This window comes from Pseudorhizobium flavum (genome assembly GCF_044142885.1).
GTDB lineage: Bacteria > Pseudomonadota > Alphaproteobacteria > Rhizobiales > Rhizobiaceae > Neorhizobium > Neorhizobium flavum.
In genome coordinates, this window is record NZ_JBIOKZ010000009.1 from 23,595 (window position 1) to 41,038 (window position 17,444).

General features: G+C 64.0%; 18 protein-coding genes and 1 pseudogene. 9 read left to right on the forward strand and 10 right to left on the reverse strand.

All coding sequences use genetic code 11. From position 1 onward, the window contains the following. Window positions 1-12: 12 nt before the first annotated feature. On the reverse strand, window positions 13-1,380 hold the full coding sequence (locus ACEPP2_RS16505; protein WP_395517227.1) for an aspartate aminotransferase family protein: 1,368 nt from the start codon (window positions 1,378-1,380) through the stop codon (window positions 13-15). Between the two features lie 82 nt (window positions 1,381-1,462). Here ACEPP2_RS16505 and ACEPP2_RS16510 point away from each other — a divergent pair, with 82 nt between their 5' ends. Beyond that, window positions 1,463-2,794 (forward strand): glutamine synthetase family protein, encoded by a 1,332-nt coding sequence (locus tag ACEPP2_RS16510; protein ID WP_395517228.1) that lies wholly within the window; start codon window positions 1,463-1,465, stop codon window positions 2,792-2,794. 4 nt (window positions 2,795-2,798) lie between these two features. On the opposite strand, the gene ACEPP2_RS16515 is transcribed toward ACEPP2_RS16510, so the two are convergent. Then, on the reverse strand, window positions 2,799-3,737 hold the full coding sequence (locus tag ACEPP2_RS16515) for a diacylglycerol/lipid kinase family protein (RefSeq protein ID WP_395517229.1): 939 nt from the start codon (window positions 3,735-3,737) through the stop codon (window positions 2,799-2,801). A 145-nt stretch (window positions 3,738-3,882) separates the two neighbouring features. Continuing rightward, window positions 3,883-4,278: a winged helix-turn-helix transcriptional regulator gene (locus tag ACEPP2_RS16520; protein WP_052637647.1), complete on the reverse strand. Its 396-nt coding sequence runs from the start codon at window positions 4,276-4,278 to the stop codon at window positions 3,883-3,885. A 105-nt stretch (window positions 4,279-4,383) separates the two neighbouring features. On the opposite strand from ACEPP2_RS16520, the gene ACEPP2_RS16525 reads away from it, so the two are divergent. Continuing rightward, on the forward strand, window positions 4,384-5,400 hold the full coding sequence (locus ACEPP2_RS16525; RefSeq protein WP_395517230.1) for a zinc-binding alcohol dehydrogenase family protein: 1,017 nt from the start codon (window positions 4,384-4,386) through the stop codon (window positions 5,398-5,400). On the opposite strand, the gene ACEPP2_RS16530 is transcribed toward ACEPP2_RS16525, so the two are convergent. Beyond that, window positions 5,397-5,879: an Lrp/AsnC family transcriptional regulator gene (locus ACEPP2_RS16530; protein ID WP_281977913.1), complete on the reverse strand. Its 483-nt coding sequence runs from the start codon at window positions 5,877-5,879 to the stop codon at window positions 5,397-5,399. The two genes, ACEPP2_RS16525 and ACEPP2_RS16530, sit on opposite strands and share 4 nt — an antisense overlap. 130 nt (window positions 5,880-6,009) lie before the next feature. On the opposite strand from ACEPP2_RS16530, the gene ACEPP2_RS16535 reads away from it, so the two are divergent. After that, entirely contained in the window at window positions 6,010-6,915 is a 906-nt protein-coding gene (locus ACEPP2_RS16535) for a DMT family transporter (RefSeq protein WP_395517231.1), read from the forward strand. Window positions 6,916-6,932: 17 nt separating this feature from the next. Here the strand turns inward: ACEPP2_RS16535 and ACEPP2_RS16540 are convergent, their stop codons facing one another. From ACEPP2_RS16540 to ACEPP2_RS16550, 3 genes are all read right to left on the reverse strand, one after another. Continuing rightward, complete coding sequence (locus ACEPP2_RS16540; protein ID WP_395517232.1) at window positions 6,933-7,550, reverse strand: L,D-transpeptidase; 618 nt, start codon at window positions 7,548-7,550, stop codon at window positions 6,933-6,935. A gap of 147 nt (window positions 7,551-7,697) precedes the next feature. Continuing rightward, complete coding sequence (locus ACEPP2_RS16545; RefSeq protein ID WP_395517233.1) at window positions 7,698-8,237, reverse strand: EF-hand domain-containing protein; 540 nt, start codon at window positions 8,235-8,237, stop codon at window positions 7,698-7,700. Window positions 8,238-8,432: 195 nt separating this feature from the next. Then, entirely contained in the window at window positions 8,433-10,097 is a 1,665-nt protein-coding gene (locus tag ACEPP2_RS16550; protein ID WP_395517234.1) for an electron transfer flavoprotein-ubiquinone oxidoreductase, read from the reverse strand. Window positions 10,098-10,354: 257 nt separating this feature from the next. Between ACEPP2_RS16550 and ACEPP2_RS16555 the strand changes: the two genes are divergently transcribed. Further along, window positions 10,355-11,764, forward strand: coding sequence for an FAD-binding oxidoreductase (locus ACEPP2_RS16555; RefSeq protein WP_142588814.1), 1,410 nt, complete (start codon window positions 10,355-10,357; stop codon window positions 11,762-11,764). 9 nt (window positions 11,765-11,773) lie between these two features. Here the strand turns inward: ACEPP2_RS16555 and ACEPP2_RS16560 are convergent, their stop codons facing one another. Together ACEPP2_RS16560 and ACEPP2_RS16565 are read right to left on the reverse strand one after the other, a co-directional pair. Then, window positions 11,774-13,870 (reverse strand): DEAD/DEAH box helicase, encoded by a 2,097-nt coding sequence (locus tag ACEPP2_RS16560; RefSeq protein WP_395517235.1) that lies wholly within the window; start codon window positions 13,868-13,870, stop codon window positions 11,774-11,776. A 126-nt stretch (window positions 13,871-13,996) separates the two neighbouring features. Beyond that, window positions 13,997-14,320: a DUF5368 domain-containing protein gene (locus ACEPP2_RS16565; RefSeq protein WP_142588881.1), complete on the reverse strand. Its 324-nt coding sequence runs from the start codon at window positions 14,318-14,320 to the stop codon at window positions 13,997-13,999. Window positions 14,321-14,627: 307 nt separating this feature from the next. On the opposite strand from ACEPP2_RS16565, the gene ACEPP2_RS16570 reads away from it, so the two are divergent. The 5 genes and pseudogenes from ACEPP2_RS16570 (at window position 14,628) to ACEPP2_RS16590 (ending at window position 16,571) form a co-directional block, all read left to right on the forward strand. Continuing rightward, a complete protein-coding gene (locus ACEPP2_RS16570) occupies window positions 14,628-15,416 on the forward strand; it encodes an SDR family oxidoreductase (RefSeq protein WP_142588812.1) in 789 nt (262 codons plus the stop codon). Between the two features lie 127 nt (window positions 15,417-15,543). Next, window positions 15,544-15,798 (forward strand): hypothetical protein, encoded by a 255-nt coding sequence (locus ACEPP2_RS16575; RefSeq protein ID WP_142588811.1) that lies wholly within the window; start codon window positions 15,544-15,546, stop codon window positions 15,796-15,798. A gap of 25 nt (window positions 15,799-15,823) precedes the next feature. Next, window positions 15,824-16,007 (forward strand): annotated as a pseudogene (locus ACEPP2_RS16580) (hypothetical protein). Window positions 16,008-16,142: 135 nt separating this feature from the next. Beyond that, on the forward strand, window positions 16,143-16,277 hold the full coding sequence (locus tag ACEPP2_RS16585; protein ID WP_280514332.1) for a BrnT family toxin: 135 nt from the start codon (window positions 16,143-16,145) through the stop codon (window positions 16,275-16,277). A 15-nt stretch (window positions 16,278-16,292) separates the two neighbouring features. Next, window positions 16,293-16,571, forward strand: a complete 279-nt coding sequence (locus ACEPP2_RS16590; protein WP_142588810.1) for a helix-turn-helix domain-containing protein — start codon at window positions 16,293-16,295, stop codon at window positions 16,569-16,571. Between the two features lie 21 nt (window positions 16,572-16,592). Here ACEPP2_RS16590 and blaOXA read toward each other — a convergent pair whose 3' ends face one another. Further along, window positions 16,593-17,414, reverse strand: a complete 822-nt coding sequence (blaOXA, locus tag ACEPP2_RS16595; protein ID WP_183949934.1) for a class D beta-lactamase — start codon at window positions 17,412-17,414, stop codon at window positions 16,593-16,595. Window positions 17,415-17,444: the final 30 nt, after the last annotated feature.

Consider the following 17,444-nt stretch of genomic DNA (forward strand, 5'->3'; position numbering starts at 1 on the left):
CAGACGTCGAGACTACTCCCTGACCGTGTCCCGCAGGTGGTCGAGCGCGTTGCGCAGCTTGTCGACCACCTCGTCCACCTCCGAACGGCTGATGGTGAAGGCCGGCGAGGCGAGCATGCGGTCGCCGGTAGCCCGCATGATCAGGCCGTTTTCGACGCAGTGGTTGCGCACCAGCGTACCGATGTCGTCGGGCTTTGCATAGCGCCGGCGAGTTGACTTGTCGGCCGCCAGTTGCAAGCCACCCATCAGCCCCACGCTCTCGGCCTCACCCACCACCTCGTGGTCCTCCAGGCTTTTCCAGGCGGCGGCGAAATAGGGCCCGATGTCGTCGCGGATACGTTCGACCAGCCCCTCTTCCTCGATGATACACAGGTTTTCCAGTGCCGCCGCGGCACAGACCGGATGCCCGGAATAGGTGAAGCCGTGGTAGAAATCGCCAAGCTCTTCCACCATCACGTCCGCCACCCGGTCGCTCACCATCACGCCGCCGATGGGCAGGTAGCCGGAGGAGAGCCCCTTGGCAATCGGCGCAAGATCGGGCTCCACCCCGTAGTGCAGGTATCCGAACCAGGAGCCGAGCCGTCCGAAGCCGCAGATCACCTCGTCGGAGACGAGCAGGATGTCGCGTTCGCGGCAGATGCGGGCGACCTCGGGCCAGTAGGTCTCCGGAGGTATGATCACACCGCCGGCGCCCTGGATCGGTTCGGCGACGAAGGCGGCGACACGATCTTCCCCGAGTTCGTCGATCTTCTGCTCCAGCTCGCGGGCCACTTGCAGGCCGAACTCTGCGGGCGAAAGATCGCCGCCCTCCGCATACCAGTAGGGCTGACCGATGTGGTGAATCCCCTCGATCGGCAGGTTACCCTGCTCGTGCATCCACTTCATGCCACCGAGCGAGGCACCGGCGACCGTCGAGCCGTGATAGGCGTTGCGGCGGGCTATGACCTGCGTCTTCTCCAGCTTGCCAAGCGCCTTCCAATAGACCCGCGCAATGCGGAACCAGGTGTCGGAGGCTTCGGAGCCGGAATTGGTGAAGAAGACGCGGTTCAGCTTGCCGCCGGCATGCGAGGCGATCTTCTGGGCAAGCAGGGTCGTCGGCGGTGTCGTCGTCCCGAAGAAGCTGTTGTAATAGGGCAGCTCGCTCATCTGGCGATGAACCGCCTCGGCGATCTCTCGCCGCCCATAGCCGACATTGACACACCAGAGCCCGGCAAAGGCGTCGAGATATTTCTTGCCGGTGCTGTCGAAGATGTGCACGCCCTCGGCCCGCTCGATAACCCGCGTGCCTGCCGCATTGAGTTTCTTCATGTCCGAGAAGGGATGCAGGTGGTGGGCGGCATCGATGGCGCCGAGATTGGAGAGGACTGTGGCAGAGGTCATTGGGGTCTTCCGGAGGCGAGATTGTCTGCCCAAGTCTTATCGGCTACGAACGAAGCTTCGCAACTCCCTTCTGAAGACTCCCATGACAGCCGAGAATGCCCCTCCCCGCATCGAAATCCTGCTCGTCGGCATGAATGGCGACCTGCGTGGCAAGCAAATCCCGCTGGAGGCGGAAAAGAAGGTTTGGGAAGGTACTGTCCGGCTCCCCTCATCGACGCAGTCGCTCGACGTCTGGGGTGACGACAATGACGACATCACCGGGCTGTCCCTGTCGATCGGCGACCCCGATGGCGTCTGCATTCCGGACCGCCGCAGCCTCGCGCCCATGCCTTGGGCGCCGGACGGATCGTTGCAGGTTCTCTCCACGATGCACGAGCTCGATGGCAGCCCGAGCTTCATGGACCCGCGCGCCAGCCTTGCCGCCCTGCTTCAACGATATGAGGAACGCGGACTCACACCAGTGGTGGCCACCGAGCTGGAATTCTATGTGGTGGAGGACGACTGGCGCGAGACCGGACGGCCGCGCCCGCCGGAACGCCTTGCATTCCGCGGGGAGCCGAACGGCTTTCAGCTCTACGACATGAGTGCGGTCGATGCGCTGGACGGTTACCTGCAGACGGTGCGCGCCTGGGCGAAGGCGCAGGGCCTGCCTGCGGACGCCACCACAGCCGAGTTTGGCCCGGGCCAGTTCGAGATCAACCTCCTGCACCGGTCGGATGCCCTCGCCGCCGCCGACGATTGCATCTACCTCAAGCGGATTGCCGAACAGGCGGCGAAGCATCATGGCCTGAAGTCCACCTGCATGGCAAAGCCCTATGCCGACCATGCCGGCTCAGGCCTGCATGTCCATGCGAGCATCATCGACCGCGACGGAAACAACATTCTTGACGCCAAGGGCGGCGAGCCGGCGCTCCTCAAGTCCGTCTGCGCCGGGATGCTGGACACGATGCGCGACGCGCAGCTGATCTTCGCGCCATTTGCCAATTCCTACCGACGCTTCCAGCCGGGATCCTTCGCTCCCGTCGACATCGACTGGGGCTATGGCCATCGCGGAACGGCCGTGCGCATACCCGACAAGGACGGGCCGGCAGCGCGCATCGAGCACCGGGTCGCCGGCGCCGATTCCAATCCCTATCTGTTGCTGGCTGCCATATTGGGAGGAATGCTGCTTGGCGTCGAACAGACGCTCGACGCGGGCCTGCCGACCGAACCCGGCCAGCCGGCGCCGGGCAATCGCCGCCTGACTCATGACTTCCTGACCGCTGTCGAAGACTTCGCCGCATCCGCCTTCATTCGCGACGTCTTCGGCGAACGCTACCAGAGGCTATATGCGGATACGAAGCGGAAGGAGGCGCTCACCTACCTGCGCACGGTCTCCGATTTCGACTACCGCACTTATCTTCCGCGCATCTAAGGGATCAGATGCCGCTTCCCGAGTCTTCCTGCTTAAGCTCGTCGGGGTCGCGGGGCACAAGAACCTTGAGTTCACCGGCGTGGATGCGCAGCTTGACGTCGCGGTCCATGGGGAGCAGTTCGCCGTCGATGACGCAGCGGACATCCTTGCGTTCGCGCGGGAAGTGCAACTCGACCTCGGTGGTGGTCATTGCAGTGACCGACTCGTTCTCCTTCAGGCGACCCCGCAGGATGTCGTAGGCGAGTTGGGCCACGCCCGCTGGCGTCAGCGGGTCGGCAATGTAGAAGCCGAGATGGCCGCCCGTCACATCCGGCGCTACGAGCAGCGGGTCCTGGCCGAACTCGTTGTTCGACACGGAAATGGCGGAGACCTTGCGGTGCCCTAACTTCCCTTCGGCATTAAACTCCACCTCGAATTCCGGGGGATTGAACATCACCCCCAGCACGGCCCGCGTGCTGGCGCGGATCTTCCCGAGACGTGACCCAAACGTCATGGAATTCCGGTAACGGACCATGCGTGCGTGAAGGCCGGCGGAAAACTGGTGGATGAAGCTCCTGCCGTTGGCGCTGGCGATATCGACATTCTCGATCCTACCTTGCGCCAGGACGTCGAGGACGTCCCAGATATCGAGCGGCAGCTTGAGGGATCGCGCGAAGAGGTTCATCGTCCCGGCCGGAACGATGCCGAGTGTCAGGGCATTGCGCCAGGCAATGTCGGCTGCCGCGGAAATGGTGCCGTCGCCACCTCCGGCGATCAGCCCTTCCACCTCGGGGATTGCTGCGACCCGCTGCATCGTCGAAACGACATCCTTGCCGGAGACCACGTGGCACTGGATCTGATGACCGGCGTTCTTGAACGTCTCGGCCGCCCGGGCGCAATAGGCGTCCATCTCGGTGGTCTTGAAGGTTCCGCCATCGCGGTTGAAGACGGCAACAAGGTTCATCTGGCGCTTTCGCTCTGCCTGCAGGTCAGCCCGCCGAACAACGAGCCATGGCAAAAATGGTTGCTCTGCTGCTCCTTCGCCAGCAGATGCCGGCAGATTTTCCGGTGACTGAGGCGCTTCTGAGAGGGGCCGGACAACTCTTCGCTCAGGCAGCTGCCGGCTGGGTCGCCGGCTCCGGCTTCACGACTGTCTTCTCACCGTTGCGGCAGAGGACATGCCGCTTGCCCCAGGCATGCAGTGCCGCCACCACGGGCTCGAGGCTCTGCCCCAGCGGGGTCAGGGCGTAATCGACCCGCGGCGGCACCACCGGGAAGATGGTGCGGGTGATGAGCTCCGCCTCCTCCAGTTCCCGCAACTGCTTAGTCAGCATGCGCTGCGTGACCGAGGGAATGCGGCGGCGCAGCTCGTTGAACCGCAGCGTTCCGTCAGTGAGGAGGTGATAGAGGATCACGCCCTTCCACTTGCCGTCGAGGAAGCTCAGGGTCGATTCCACCGGACATCCGGGGAAGTTGCCGGTCAGCTTGGCGCGGGGACGGGACATCGACAGTATCCTTTTCGGTACTATGTGCCGGAAATGTGCATTCTTGCGGTTCGGGAGCATAGGCTGCAACTATGGAGCACGCAATCAACGAACAGGGAGAGCCGCATGCGCGCCGTCGCCTTCAACAAGCCCCAACCCATCGACGCGGATACCGCGCTCATCGACATCGAGCTGCCCATGCCGCAAGCCACCGGCCACGATCTCCTGGTCGAGATCAGGGCGGTTTCGGTCAACCCGGTGGATACGAAGGTCCGAGCCTCGGCGGCGGTGGAAGACGGGCAATACCGGGTGCTGGGGTATGACGCGGCGGGGGTGGTCAAGGCAGTCGGAAGCGAGGTCACCCTCTTCGAGCCCGGTGACGAGGTCTTCTATGCAGGTGCCGTCAATCGGCAGGGCACCAATGCGGAGTATCACCTCGTGGACGAGCGCATCGTCGGCAGGAAACCTGCGAGCCTCAGCTTCGAGGAGGCTGCCGCCCTGCCGCTTACCGCCATTACGGCCTATGAAGCCATGTTCCACCGCATGAAGGTGCAGGACCCGGTTCCTGGTGCGGCCAATGCGGTCCTGATCATCGGCGGCGCTGGCGGCGTGGGGTCCGTCGCGATCCAGCTCGCCCGTCGCCTGACCGATCTCACCATCATCGCGACCGGATCACGCCCGGAGACAAAGGCCTGGATCAGTGAGCTCGGGGCTCATCATGTGATCGACCACAGCCAGCCGCTGGCGCCCCAGGTGGAGGCATTGGGCATAGGTTTCCCCGCTTTCGTCTTCTCCACCACGCAGACGGAAAAGCATGTGGCCGACGTTCTGGAACTGATCGCGCCGCAGGGGCGGTTCTCGCTGATCGACGATCCGAAGGAGCCGATGGACCTGCGTAGGTTCAAGCGCAAGTCGCTCTCCATCCACTGGGAGATGATGTTCGCCCGTCCGGTCTGGCAGACGGCGGACATGATAGAGCAGCACAAGCTGCTGAACCGTGTGGCAGATATGGTGGATGCCGGCGATATCCGCACCACGCTGAACGAGACTTATGGCGCGATCAATGCCGCCAACCTGAAGCGCGCCCATTCGATGATCGAGAGCGGTCGGACGAAAGGCAAGATCGTCCTTTCCGGCTTCTAGCCCCGCTCACGGACCGGCGGCAGCTTCAGCGCACCGCCGGTCTTGACGGCCCGGATGGAGAAATTCGACTGGATGTCGGTGACCTGCGGCAGGACGAGCAGTTTCTCCGTCAAGAGCCGCTCATAGGCCGCAAGATTCTCGACCACGACCTCAGCCAGGAAATCCGACTGCCCGGAGATCATGTGGCAGGCAATCACTTCCGGAATGTCGATCAGCGCCTGCTCCAGCGCCTGCGCATTTTCGCGCGTATGGCGGATCACCTTGAAGGAGACGAAGACCGTCAGTTCCAACCCGATCGCCTGCCTGTCGATGTCGGCGCGGTAACCACGGATGATTCCGCCTTCCTCCAGCATGCGCGTCCGCCGCAGGCAGGGCGAAGGAGAGAGGTTCACGCGTTCGGCGACTTCTACATTGGTTGCCCGGGCGTCCTGCTGCAGGGCCTCGAGAATGCCGAGATCGAACTTATCAAGTTTTGGCATGTTCGTCCGTTCTACACCATCTTATTGGCGCATCATGCCAAATTCTTGTCCTTTCCGGCGCAATTTAGCAAGGACGGGTCTCCTCTAACGGAGCTATGATCCGCCGTCGTCGTTGCAGAGGAAGACCGTGATGGCAGTGATCGAACGCCCGCCTGCATCCACATCGACGATGCTCGGTGCGGCAGCAGCGCTGTCCGTCGTCGGCATCTGGGCGACCTGGCTGATTTCGATGCGCTACAGCAGGGGCGGCATGCTGACGCCGCTCGACCTCAGCCTGCTGCGCTTCGGCATCCCGGCGCTCGTGCTTTCGCCATTTCTCCGCCGCACCGGGCTCTGGCCCCGCAGTGCCGGCACCCTACCGCTGGTCCTGATGATCGTCGGCGCAGGCGCGCCCTTCTTCCAGGTTGCCGCATTCGGACTGCACGCCACTCCCGCCTCGGCCGCGGGGGTCCTGTTGCCGGGGACCATGCCGCTCGCCACCGCCCTGATCGGAATGCTGGTGCTGGGGGAACGGCCGGATCGCCTGCGCAAGATCGGCATGCTGGCGATCCTCGCGGGCGGGCTGATGCTTTTGATCGGGACGGCATCCGGCGCGGCACTCACCTGGCGAAGCTATCTCGTCCTGCCGTTCGGCGCGGTACTGTGGGCCATCTATACCCATGCCTTTCGCAGATCAGGACTGGGCGCCTTCGAGGCCGGGGCCCTGATCTGCTTCTGGTCGACGACGATCAACCTGCCGCTGATCCCCTTGATGGGCTCGAACCTCTTCGTCGCTCCTGTCTCGGAGATTGCGCTGCAGATCGTGCCGCAGGGCCTGCTCTCCGGTTTGCTCGCGACTGTCCTCTACGGGATCGGCGTGCGGATGCTCGGTGCGACGAAAGCGGCGGCCTATACCGCCGTCACGCCCGTCGCCGCGGCGATCGGTGGAGCCGTCTTGCTTGGCGAAGCAGTGGACGCGCTGACGATCGCAGCGACATTCGTCACCGGGCTCGGCGTCCTGCTGTCAACGGGATTGCTGTCGCGGCGGCGCACGTAAAGGCACGCCGCCTCTCATCAGGCTTGCAGCACGACGACCCGGTCACCGACCTTCACCCGTTCGTAGAGATCGATGACATCGTGGTTCATCATCCGAACGCATCCGCTCGACATGGCGTAGCCGATCGTCTGCGGCTGGTTTGTGCCGTGGATCCGGAAGTGCGTGTCGTTGCCGTTGCGGTAGAGATAGATGGCGCGTGCGCCAAGGGGGTTGTTCGGCCCGCCTGGGACGCCACCAGCGTATTTCAGGTTCTTTTCCGGGTCCCGGCGGATCATGTTCGGGGTCGGGGTCCAGCTTGGCCATTCCGCCTTGCGCCCAACATAGGCACTGCCGGAGAGGGCGAGGCCTGCTCTGCCGACGCCGACGCCGTAGCGCATCGCCTGCCCGTTCTCCATGACGTGGTAAAGACGGCGAGCGGGCGTATCAACCACGATCGTTCCCGGCTTGTAGCTGGTTTCATAGGCAACGACCTGGCGGCGAAGCTCGGGCTTGATCTTGTCCAGCGGGACGCGCTTCAGCGGGAAAGCCTCATCTGGCAGAGCCGCATAATTGGCCTGGTGATCCACGCCGCTGGAGGCGCATCCAGTGACGAAAAGCGGCAGTCCGAACAGAAACCCGCGGCGGGAGATCGACATGAATCGTGTCCTCAATGTGTCGGTTTGATGGCACGAAACTACGGAGTTTATGGTTAATGAAGCGTTATTGTCACGGCGAAGTGATACCGCCCACCGCCTGCGCGCACCCACGCGCAAGCAGCTTGTTGAGAGAACTGTCCGGCGAGCTCAGTTCCACTGTTCGCTACGCCATTCCCATGGCGTGACATTGCCGTCCTTGTCGGCGTCGGCGCTGTCGTAATGAGCCTTGGCATGGGCGATGAATTCCGCCTGTGTAACAGTGCCGTTACCATCGCTGTCCATCTGGCCGAAGCGTTCTTCCTTGGCAGTCTGACGCTCGGCCTGGCGCTGCTGGTTCCAGCCCATCTGCGGGCCCATGCGGACGCTCATGTACTCGTCCTTGGTCAGTTCGGCATTGTCGTCGGCATCCATGGCCGCGAACACGCCTTCGGCTGCGGAGGCAGCTTCTTCGGCGCTGATCGTGCCGTTATGGTCGGCGTCGATCATGGCGAAGCGGCCGCGGCCGGGCATCATCTGGCCACCGCCCCACCCCATGCCCATGCCCCAGCCCATTCCAGGTCCACTGCCCCAGCCGGAACCCATGCCGGGTCCGCCTCCCCAGCCCGGTCCGCCGAAGGGCTGAGCGGAGGCAGCACTCGCAAAGAGCGCCGCAGCAACGACCAGTGACAGCCTCACATGCTCTCTCATGTTCATTCCTCCCAGAAGGTTCGAAATCGTTGCGGAACCTGTCTCGCACCGCATGGAACATCCTAGGCGTTATCGGGAGAGGAACTTTGCTGCAGGTCAAACCGGCGCCGTCCGCCGCGAGGCTCACCCCGGCCAAAACAGAAGGCCCTCCGGTCGGACTGACCGGAGGGCCTTCATGTCGGATTCAACGCGGTCTCACATGCTCGGATAGACCGGTCCTTCACCGCCCTGCGGCGGCACCCAGTTGATGTTCTGGTTGGGATCCTTGATGTCGCAGGTCTTGCAGTGGACGCAGTTCTGCGCGTTGATCACATAGACCTCCTCGCCATCCTTCTCGACCCACTCATAGACGCCGGCCGGACAGTAGCGGGTCGACGGACCGGCATAGACGCCGAGCTCGGAGCGCTTCTGCAGGTCCATGTCCTTCACCTGGAGGTGAACCGGCTGGTCCTCCTCATGGTTCGTGTTGGACAGGAAGACGGAGGACAGGCGATCGAAGGTCAGGACCCCATCCGGCTTAGGATAGGTGATCGGCTTGTGCTGGGTAGCCGGTTCCAGGCTCTCGGCATCGGTCTTGCCGTGCTTCAGGGTCCCGAAGAAGGAAAAGCCGAAGATCTGATTGGTCCACATGTCGATGCCACCAAGCCCGACACCAAGCGCGGTGCCGAACTTCGACCACAGCGGCTTGACGTTGCGCACCCGCTTCAGGTCCTTGCCGATATCGCCGTCGCGCCATTCATTCTCGATCTCGACCACCTCGTCATTGGCGCGGCCGGCGGCGATCGCCGTTGCGATCTTCTCTGCCGCCAGCATGCCGGAGAGGACGGCGTTATGGCTGCCCTTGATGCGCGGCACGTTGACCATTCCGGCGGAGCAGCCGATCAGCGCGCCGCCCGGGAAGGAGAGCTTCGGCACCGACTGATAGCCACCCTCGGTGATCGCACGGGCGCCGTAGGAGATGCGCTTGGCGCCTTCAAAGGTACCGCGGATCGCCTCGTGCGTCTTGAAGCGCTGAAACTCCTCGAACGGGTAGAGATAGGGGTTCTTGTAGTTCAGGTGGACGACAAATCCGACCGCCACGAGATTATGGTGCAGGTGGTAGAGGAAGGAGCCACCACCGGTCTTGAGCCCAAGCGGCCAGCCGAAGGAATGCTGGACCAGACCGCGCTTGTGGTTCTCCGGCTTCACTTCCCAGAGTTCCTTCAGCCCGATGCCGTATTTCTGCGGCTCGCGATCCTTCTGGAGATCGAACTTCGCGATCAGTTGCTTGGCGAGCGATCCGCGTACACCCTCGCCGATCAGCACGTACTTGCCGTGCAGTTCCATGCCGCGGGTGAAGGCAGGGCCGGGCTCGCCGTTGCGCTCGATTCCCATGTCGCCGGTCGCCACGCCACGCACGGCGCCGTTCTCGTCGTAAAGCACTTCCGTTGCGGCGAACCCCGGATAAATCTCGACGCCGAGAGCTTCCGCCTTCTCCGCAAGCCAGCGACAGACAAGACCGAGCGAGACGATGTAGTTGCCGTGATTGTTCATCAGCGGCGGCATGAAGGCGTTCGGCAGGCGGATCGAGCCCGCCGGCCCCAGGAAGAGGAATTGGTCGTCGGTGACAGGCGTGGTGAAGGGATGCCCCTCCTCCTCGCGCCAGCCGGGCAGAAGCCTGTCGATGCCGATCGGATCGACCACGGCGCCGGACAGAATATGGGCGCCAACTTCCGCCCCCTTCTCGAGCACGACCACGGTGAGGTCCGGATTCACCTGCTTCAGGCGGATCGCCGCCGACAGCCCCGCCGGACCGGCACCGACGATCACCACGTCGAATTCCATGCTCTCGCGCTCGGGAAGTTCCATTTGCTCGCTCATCACCTACTCCGCTTTGCCGGCTCCACTCCGGCACCTCGTTGTCTGACAACTCCATTGGCAAAAGCCACAGACATTGTCGACCTCCAAAGCGATACGCCCCCGGATTTGCGAACGGGGCGCCGCTTACCTTTACGTGAACGTAAGAATAACAAGGAGCACCCGAAAATCAAGTTGTAGGCGCAGAGGCATTGATCCGAACTTGCCGAACGCCCCCGCGCTGCTAAGACGGCCCATTCGCCTCCAACGAAGTCGACAGAATGACCCTAGCACAGTCCACAACTCTGACACCCCTCGAACTCCACCGCCGCCTGAGCGAACTTCATCCGGAACTGACGGTCCTTTCCCCCCAAGATCTCCAGGGCCGGCATCCGGGCGAGCATTTTCGGAATTTCGGCGCCGGCGTGATGGTTCAGCCCGCGACGGTGGAGGGTGCAGTCGCACTCGTCGGCTGGTGCGCGGAAAACAACATCGCGATCGTCCCGCAGGGCGGTCTCACCGGGCTGGTGGGCGGCAATGTCAGCGTCGCGGGAGAGGTCATACTGTCTACCTCGCGTCTCAACCGCATCCTGTCCATCGAGCCTGAGGGGATGACCGCAACGGTCGAGGCGGGAGTGACGCTGGAGGCCCTGCAGCAGGCTGCGGCGGAACACGGCCTCACCACCGGCATCGATCTCGGCTCGCGTGGCACGGCGACGATCGGCGGTATGGTGTCGACGAATGCCGGCGGCATCCTCGCCTTCCGCAATGGCGTGATGCGCCATCAGGTGCTTGGACTTGAGGCAGTCCTGCCGTCTGGGGATATCTTCTCTGACCTGACGCGTGTCGTGAAGGTCTCGGCCGGGCCGGACCTGAAACAGCTCTTCATCGGCGGCGAAGGCGCCTTCGGCGTCGTCACCAAGGTGGTCCTGAAGCTGGAGCCGCAGCGCCCGTACCGGGCGACCGCGATGCTGGGCGCTGCCGATGCCCGCACTGCATTGTCGGTCATCCGCCATCTCCGGACCCTGCCGGGCGTCACCCTTGAGGCAGCCGAGATGATGTGGCCGCGCTACATTCGCGATCATGCACATCTCAAGGGTCTCGATCTGTCATGGCTCGAAGAGGACGCCTCGGCACTGCTGGTCGAGATATCGGCAGAAAGCGTCGATGCCGCCGCGGCCACCCTGGAGGATCAGCTTGCGGAGCTCTGGGAGCCGCTCGACCTCAAAGGCGGCATCGTCGCCAAGTCGCTCGACCAGGCGCGGCGCTTCTGGGACATCCGCGAGGATTCCGGCTTCTACTATGCCGAGATTCCCGAAGCCGCCTCCTTCGACGTCTCCGTTCCGCCGACCCGTCTCGACGCCTATGTCGCCCAGTTGGAGAGCCGGCTGAAGGCGATCGATCCCACCTATGCGGCCTATGTCTATGGGCACATCGCCGACGGCAACCTGCACCTGACGCTGATCAGGCGCGGACCGCTGCCGCAGGATGAATTGCGTGCCGTTGAAGATGCCGTATACACCGGCATCCGGGAAGCCGGTGGCAGCTTCTCCGCGGAACACGGGGTAGGGCTCGAAAAGCGCTACGGCTACGAGACCTTCACCTCACCCGCAAAGCGGGCTCTGGCCCGTACGCTCAAGCAGGCGCTCGACCCGAAGGGGCTGTTCAATCCCGGGAAGGTGCCCTTCTGAGGGCACCATTCACCGGGCGCGGTCGTTCCCCTTGCCGAACTTCTTTGGACCGCCACCCGCCTTGCCCTTCGAACCGAACGGCTTGCCCGCAGTATCCTTGCCGGAAGCCTTGCCCTTGAACCGCTTGTCGCCGAACGCCTTGCCGGCGCTCTTCTTCTGCGGATGCCCCGCCGTATCGCCGCCACGGGCAGGCTTGCCCTTGCCGAAGCTCGCCTTCGGCTTCGGCTCACCCCAGACTTCGTCGTCGACGCTGCGCATGTCGCGCGGCGCGTCAGCGGACCTGCCCTTCGGTTTCCAGTCCCGTGCAGGCGCCTCGCCGGAAGGTCTCTCGCGGAACGGCTTCTCCCGCCGGGGCCGCTCGGCGGCATCGCCATCACCGGACTTCTTGCCCTTCCACGGCTTGTCCATCCGCGGGCCATCGCGGCGCGGGGCCTCGTCGTCACCACCTCGGCTAAACTTGCTGAAGTCCGGCGCCTGGTCGAGGCGGGTAACGCGGATGCCGCGGTCCATCATCCGGTCCTTGCCGAGCTTCGCCATGAAGCGTTCGGCATGGTCGGCGGCAATCTCCACATAGGTCTCGTCCGCCTGCATCTTGATCGCGCCGATCTCGTTCTTGGAGAGATCGCCGTTGCGGCAGATGGTGGGGATCAACCAGCGGGGCTCGGCGCGCTGCTTTCGGCCGACCGACAGCGAGAACCAGACGGCGGGACCGAAATCGCCGCGGGGCGTAAGCGGCCGCGAGGCGGGATCCCCCTGGTTCGCATCGCGCGGCTTGCGCGGGCCGCCATCCAGCGAAACGGGCAGCAGGTCTTCCGGCGCGGCATTCTTTGCCCGGTGCAGGTTGACGAAAGCGGCAGCGAGCTTTTCGGCGCCATAGGTTTCCACCAGACGGGCAATCAGCTCCTGCTCTTCCTCGCGCGGCGCCTCGTCGAACACCGGGTCGGCCAGCAGGCGCTCCTGGTCGCGCGCAATCACCTCGTCGGCAGACGGAGGATGCGCCCAGGTCGGCGTCACATCGGCGCCTGCCAGCAGGCGCTCTGCCTTGCGACGCTGGTTGACCGGCACGATCAGCGCGCTCACACCCTTATTGCCGGCACGGCCCGTGCGGCCGGAGCGGTGCAGCAGCGTTTCGGAATTTGTCGGCAGGTCGGCGTGGATGACGAGGTCGAGGCCCGGCAGGTCGATCCCACGGGCGGCGACGTCGGTGGCGATGCAGACACGGGCGCGGCCGTCGCGCATGGCCTGCAGCGCGTGCGTGCGCTCGTTCTGCGTCAGCTCGCCGGAAAGCGCTACGACGTCGAAGTTACGGTTGTTGAAACGTGCCGTCAGGTGGTTCACCGCTGCGCGCGTAGAGCAGAACACAATCGCATTCTTCGCATCATAGAATCGCAGCGCGTTGATGATGGCGTTCTCGCGGTCGGACGGAGCGACGAGCAGTGCCCGATACTCGATGTCGGCGTGCTGCTTTTCCTCCGTCGTGGTCGAAATGCGCACCGCATCGCGCTGGTAGCGTTTCGCAAGCTTGGCGATCCCCGACGGCACCGTCGCGGAGAACATCAGCGTCCGCCGGCCCTCTGGTGCTGCGTCGAGGATGAATTCCAGGTCCTCGCGAAAGCCGAGGTCGAGCATCTCGTCCGCCTCGTCGAGCACCGCGACCCGAAGCTCCGACATGTCGAGTGCATTGCGGCGGATGTGATCGCAGATGCGGCCGGGCGTGCCGACGACGATATGGGCACCGCGCTCCAGCGCCCGCCGCTCGCTGCGGATGTCCATGCCGCCGACGCAGGAGGCGATCACCGCGCCGGTCATCTCGTAGAGCCAGGTGAGCTCGCGGTTCACCTGCATGGCGAGTTCCCGAGTCGGAGCGATCACCAAGGCCAGCGGCGCGCCTGCTCGGTCGAAGCGCTCGCCGTCGTCGAGCAGCGTCGGCGCCATGGCGATGCCGAAGGCGACCGTTTTGCCCGAGCCCGTCTGCGCCGAGACCAGCGCGTCGGAGGTCTGCAGCGCCGGGTCGAGCATGGCCTGCTGGACGGGGGTGAGCGTCGCATAGCAGCGCTTCGCCAATGCCTTGGCGATCGCCGGAACGGCGCCTTCGTGATCGGTCATCTTCTTGGTCTTTCGGAATGTTCGGGCGCCGTGGCGCGTAGCTGCAACTCTCGCAGCCAGACATGCCGCGTTTCCTAGTGGCAGAAACGGCAAATGTCAAAGACCGCCAAAGGAGTGCGCTACGCCTTAGGGGTGCCGCCGCACCAGCGATTGCGCCGTGTAGACGAGGATCGCCAGTCCGACCGCCCCCAGAACCGCAACTCCCAGCAGCACGATCATGTCGACCGGCCCGCCAATGTCGCGGAAGTGGGAGTCCGTGACCGCCTGGACAAACAGCACCGCGGCCACCGCCCCGATCGGCATGGAGAGCTGCGCCATCAGGAACTTGCGCATCGACAGCGCCCGGTCCCGCGCCAGCACGTAGAGGTAAAGGAGGGTGATGACGATGGCCGCCAGCACCAGGATCCAGAAAAGCACCGGGCCGAACATCTCCTGGAAGACCGCCAGCATGGTTTCAAGCGCATGTCCTGCATTGTCGCCTCCCCTCAAGCCTTGCCACGCAGCATGGCATTGTAGGTGGCCTTCAACGCCACCTCCTTCATCAGCCAGCTGATCCACAGCTCCTCCCCGTCACTCCTTGCCGGAAAACGGCGCGCACCATGCCCGCCGGTTCCAGCTTTGAACCTTCGCCTGCATCTATCGTGCCTCGGGAACATTTGCGCTTTGACCTGGATCGTTTTCGCAGCGCCGGGCCTTTTCGACGCCCGCTCGCATCGCTAAGTTCGCTGCGCATTCACAGCATTGGAAGGACATCACCATGGATCTCGGACTGGCCGGCAAGCGCGCGCTCGTTCTCGCCTCCTCACGCGGCCTCGGCCTCGGCATCGCCAGGGCACTTGCAGACGAAGGCGCGCATGTGCTCCTCTGCGGCCGCAGCGGCGACAAGCTGAAGGCCAACGCCGAGGCCATCAACGCCGCCGGCAAGGGCAAGGCCGACTGGGTCGAGGCGGACCTCGCCGATGCGCACTTCGTCGATGCGATGCTGAAAGCCGTCCACGAGAAGCTCGGCGGCATCGACATCCTCGTCAACAACACCGGCGGCCCGACGCCAGGCATGGCCGAGGAGATGGATGCGGAAAAGCTTTACAACTTCTTCCAGTCCATGGTCGTCCGCGTCATCACGCTGACTAACGCGCTCTTGCCGCTGATGAAGACGCAGGGCTTCGGCCGCGTCCTCACGGTCGCCTCCTCCGGCGTCTTCGAACCGATCCCGAACCTGGCGCTCTCCAACACGCTGCGCGGAGCCCTCGTCGGCTGGAACAAGACGCTGTCGGCCGAGGTCGCTTCCTATGGCGTCACCTCAAACATGATCCTGCCGGGCCGCATCCACACCGACCGCATCGACGAGCTCGACGGCGCCAATGCGAAGCGCCAGGGCAAGCCGATCGAGGAGATCCGCGCCGCTTCCGTCAAGTCGATCCCCGCAGGACGTCTGGGCAAGGTGGAGGAGTTCGCCGCAGCCGCGGCCTTCCTTTGCTCGGTCCCGGCGAGCTACGTCACCGGAACGATGCTGCGGGTGGATGGCGGCGCCTCCAAATCGATCTAGGGCTTCCCCAGTGCCGCGCAGGGTTTCCTACGCGGACTTGACAAATATCAAGGCCTTGCGAAATCCCTGGAATCCGGCCTCGTCTCTGCTAATGTGGGTGCGACAAATTGCTCCATGGGAGGGAAGCTTGGAGAAGATCAGGAACTGGATGGTCGCGGCAGGGCTTGCGATCATCATCGTCGGCCTCGCCTGGGTCGGCCACGGCACGGGCATCATCCAATTGCCGGCGACAGGCTTCATGAGCGAACTCAGCGTCTGGACGATCAACGGCTCGCTGGTGGTCGCCTTCGGCCTGATCGTGCTGATCGGCTCGTGGAAGCTCTTGCGCGACGAGCCGCATGGGCCGGGCTTCGGCGACGACCAGTTCCTCGGCGAATCCTGATCCGTCCTGCGGGAGGACGCCGCCCATGAAGCGTCTCGGCATCGTGATCGGCGCCCTCGCCATCCTCATGGGCCTCCTCTGGATGGCCCAGGGCAGCGGCATATTCCCCTACCCCCTCGAGCTTCATGATCGACCAGTCGCCGTGGATCCTCTACGGCGCGATCCTGGCGCTGGCGGGAATGGCGCTGATGTGGTGGGCGCGGCGGTAGGGGTCTTACTTGCGCAGATACGGAATTTCCGTATACTGGCTCTCACGTGACGCCACGGTTTGACCCTACGAAGGATGCCATCAACCGCGAGAAGCACGGCTTGTCTACAGCTTCGGCGACCGGATCCTTGAGGACATGAACCATCTCGTTCTGCCGTCGATCCGGGAGGTCGATGGCGAGGAGCGCTTCAAGGTCATCGGGCTGGTGGAGGAGAAGCTGTTCACCGGCATCTTCGTCTGGCGGGCCGAGTTCCTCGCTTCATCTCCGTGAGAAGGAGCAACACAGGTGAAGACCGAGCCTATCATTCTTCCGGCTGATCCGGCCGACCCCGAGGACTTCGACGTTACAGCCGAAGCATTGGAACGGGGTCAGCGAGCACGCCTCATCCGCCAGACGCGGACCGAGCTTGGCCTCTCCCAGTCGGCTTTCGCCACCCGATTTCGAGTCCCGGTCGGCACATTGCGTGATTGGGAACAGGCTCGCGTCACTCCTCCGGACTTCGCCATTGCCTATATCCGGGTGATCAGGCTGCACCCGGACATGGTCGCGACGACCGTCGCCTAGCAGATCGCCCGGCGTCGCTGGTTATCTATCTGCCACCAGTCCCGGCAGGTCCTCGATCAGCGAATCCCGTACCACGAAGCTGATCGGTTCGTCGTGCGGCTTTGCATCGACCAGAAGCCGCGCGAACACGAGCTCTCGCCCTTCCCTCTCCGCCCAGCCGACGAACCAGCCGATGGGACGGTCGCTCCTGGGCTTGCCGTTTGCGTAGCGCATCCGGCCGCTGCCGGTCTTGCCGTGGATCACCCAGCCGTCCGCCGCCTCGAAGCGCGGGGTGATCGCCTGCGTCATCGCCACCGCATGATCCGAGATCGGCAGTTCCCGTTTCAGGAAGCGGCGGAGGAAATCCACCTGCTCGTCCGGCGAGATCTTGAGCGACGACATCAGCCAGGACTCCGTCAATCCGTCCAGCTTCCCAGGCCCGCCGGAGACGTCCGCGTTGCCATAGGCGAAGGTCTTCACGTAGTCGCCGAACCGGTCTTCGCCGAGACGGCGGGTGATCTCCTGGGAATACCAGACGATCGATTCCCGCTCCCAGCCGGTCGGGTCGAAGGCCTTCTTCACCCGCGCCGGACCGCCGAACTTCGCCTGGTAGTCCCAGCGAGGCGTTTTTTCGTCGGTCAGAATGCCGGCGTCATAGCCCATCATGGCCAAGGGCAGCTTGAAGGTCGACATGGGATAGACGCGCTCATCGCAGGCTCCCTGCCGGTGGATCGCCTCGCCGCTTTCGGCGTCCACCACCACCGTGCAGCGGATGGGACCGGCGGCGGATGCCGGCCCTGTGGCAATAAATGCGGCAAGAACGCCGATGGCAGTGGCCAGAAGGCTTCGTCTTTCCAGGATCATGATATGTCTCCCTCGATGTGAACGCGCCAT

Bases quoted from the DNA above. Each gene is read 5' to 3' on its own strand.
- ACEPP2_RS16560 (WP_395517235.1), bottom strand. From the start codon at position 13,870: ATGACCGATCACGAAGGCGCCGTTCCGGCGATCGCCAAGGCATTGGCG.
- ACEPP2_RS16555 (WP_142588814.1), top strand. From the start codon at position 10,355: ATGACCCTAGCACAGTCCACAACTCTGACACCCCTCGAACTCCACCGC.
- ACEPP2_RS16545 (WP_395517233.1), bottom strand. From the start codon at position 8,237: ATGAGAGAGCATGTGAGGCTGTCACTGGTCGTTGCTGCGGCGCTCTTT.
- ACEPP2_RS16510 (WP_395517228.1), top strand. From the start codon at position 1,463: ATGACAGCCGAGAATGCCCCTCCCCGCATCGAAATCCTGCTCGTCGGC.
- ACEPP2_RS16520 (WP_052637647.1), bottom strand. From the start codon at position 4,278: ATGTCCCGTCCCCGCGCCAAGCTGACCGGCAACTTCCCCGGATGTCCG.
- ACEPP2_RS16505 (WP_395517227.1), bottom strand. From the start codon at position 1,380: ATGACCTCTGCCACAGTCCTCTCCAATCTCGGCGCCATCGATGCCGCC.
- ACEPP2_RS16535 (WP_395517231.1), top strand. From the start codon at position 6,010: ATGGCAGTGATCGAACGCCCGCCTGCATCCACATCGACGATGCTCGGT.
- ACEPP2_RS16585 (WP_280514332.1), top strand. From the start codon at position 16,143: ATGAACCATCTCGTTCTGCCGTCGATCCGGGAGGTCGATGGCGAGGAG.
- ACEPP2_RS16525 (WP_395517230.1), top strand. From the start codon at position 4,384: ATGCGCGCCGTCGCCTTCAACAAGCCCCAACCCATCGACGCGGATACC.
- ACEPP2_RS16530 (WP_281977913.1), bottom strand. From the start codon at position 5,879: ATGCCAAAACTTGATAAGTTCGATCTCGGCATTCTCGAGGCCCTGCAG.
- blaOXA (WP_183949934.1), bottom strand. From the start codon at position 17,414: ATGATCCTGGAAAGACGAAGCCTTCTGGCCACTGCCATCGGCGTTCTT.
- ACEPP2_RS16570 (WP_142588812.1), top strand. From the start codon at position 14,628: ATGGATCTCGGACTGGCCGGCAAGCGCGCGCTCGTTCTCGCCTCCTCA.
- ACEPP2_RS16550 (WP_395517234.1), bottom strand. From the start codon at position 10,097: ATGAGCGAGCAAATGGAACTTCCCGAGCGCGAGAGCATGGAATTCGAC.
- ACEPP2_RS16515 (WP_395517229.1), bottom strand. From the start codon at position 3,737: ATGAACCTTGTTGCCGTCTTCAACCGCGATGGCGGAACCTTCAAGACC.
- ACEPP2_RS16540 (WP_395517232.1), bottom strand. From the start codon at position 7,550: ATGTCGATCTCCCGCCGCGGGTTTCTGTTCGGACTGCCGCTTTTCGTC.
- ACEPP2_RS16565 (WP_142588881.1), bottom strand. From the start codon at position 14,320: ATGCTGGCGGTCTTCCAGGAGATGTTCGGCCCGGTGCTTTTCTGGATC.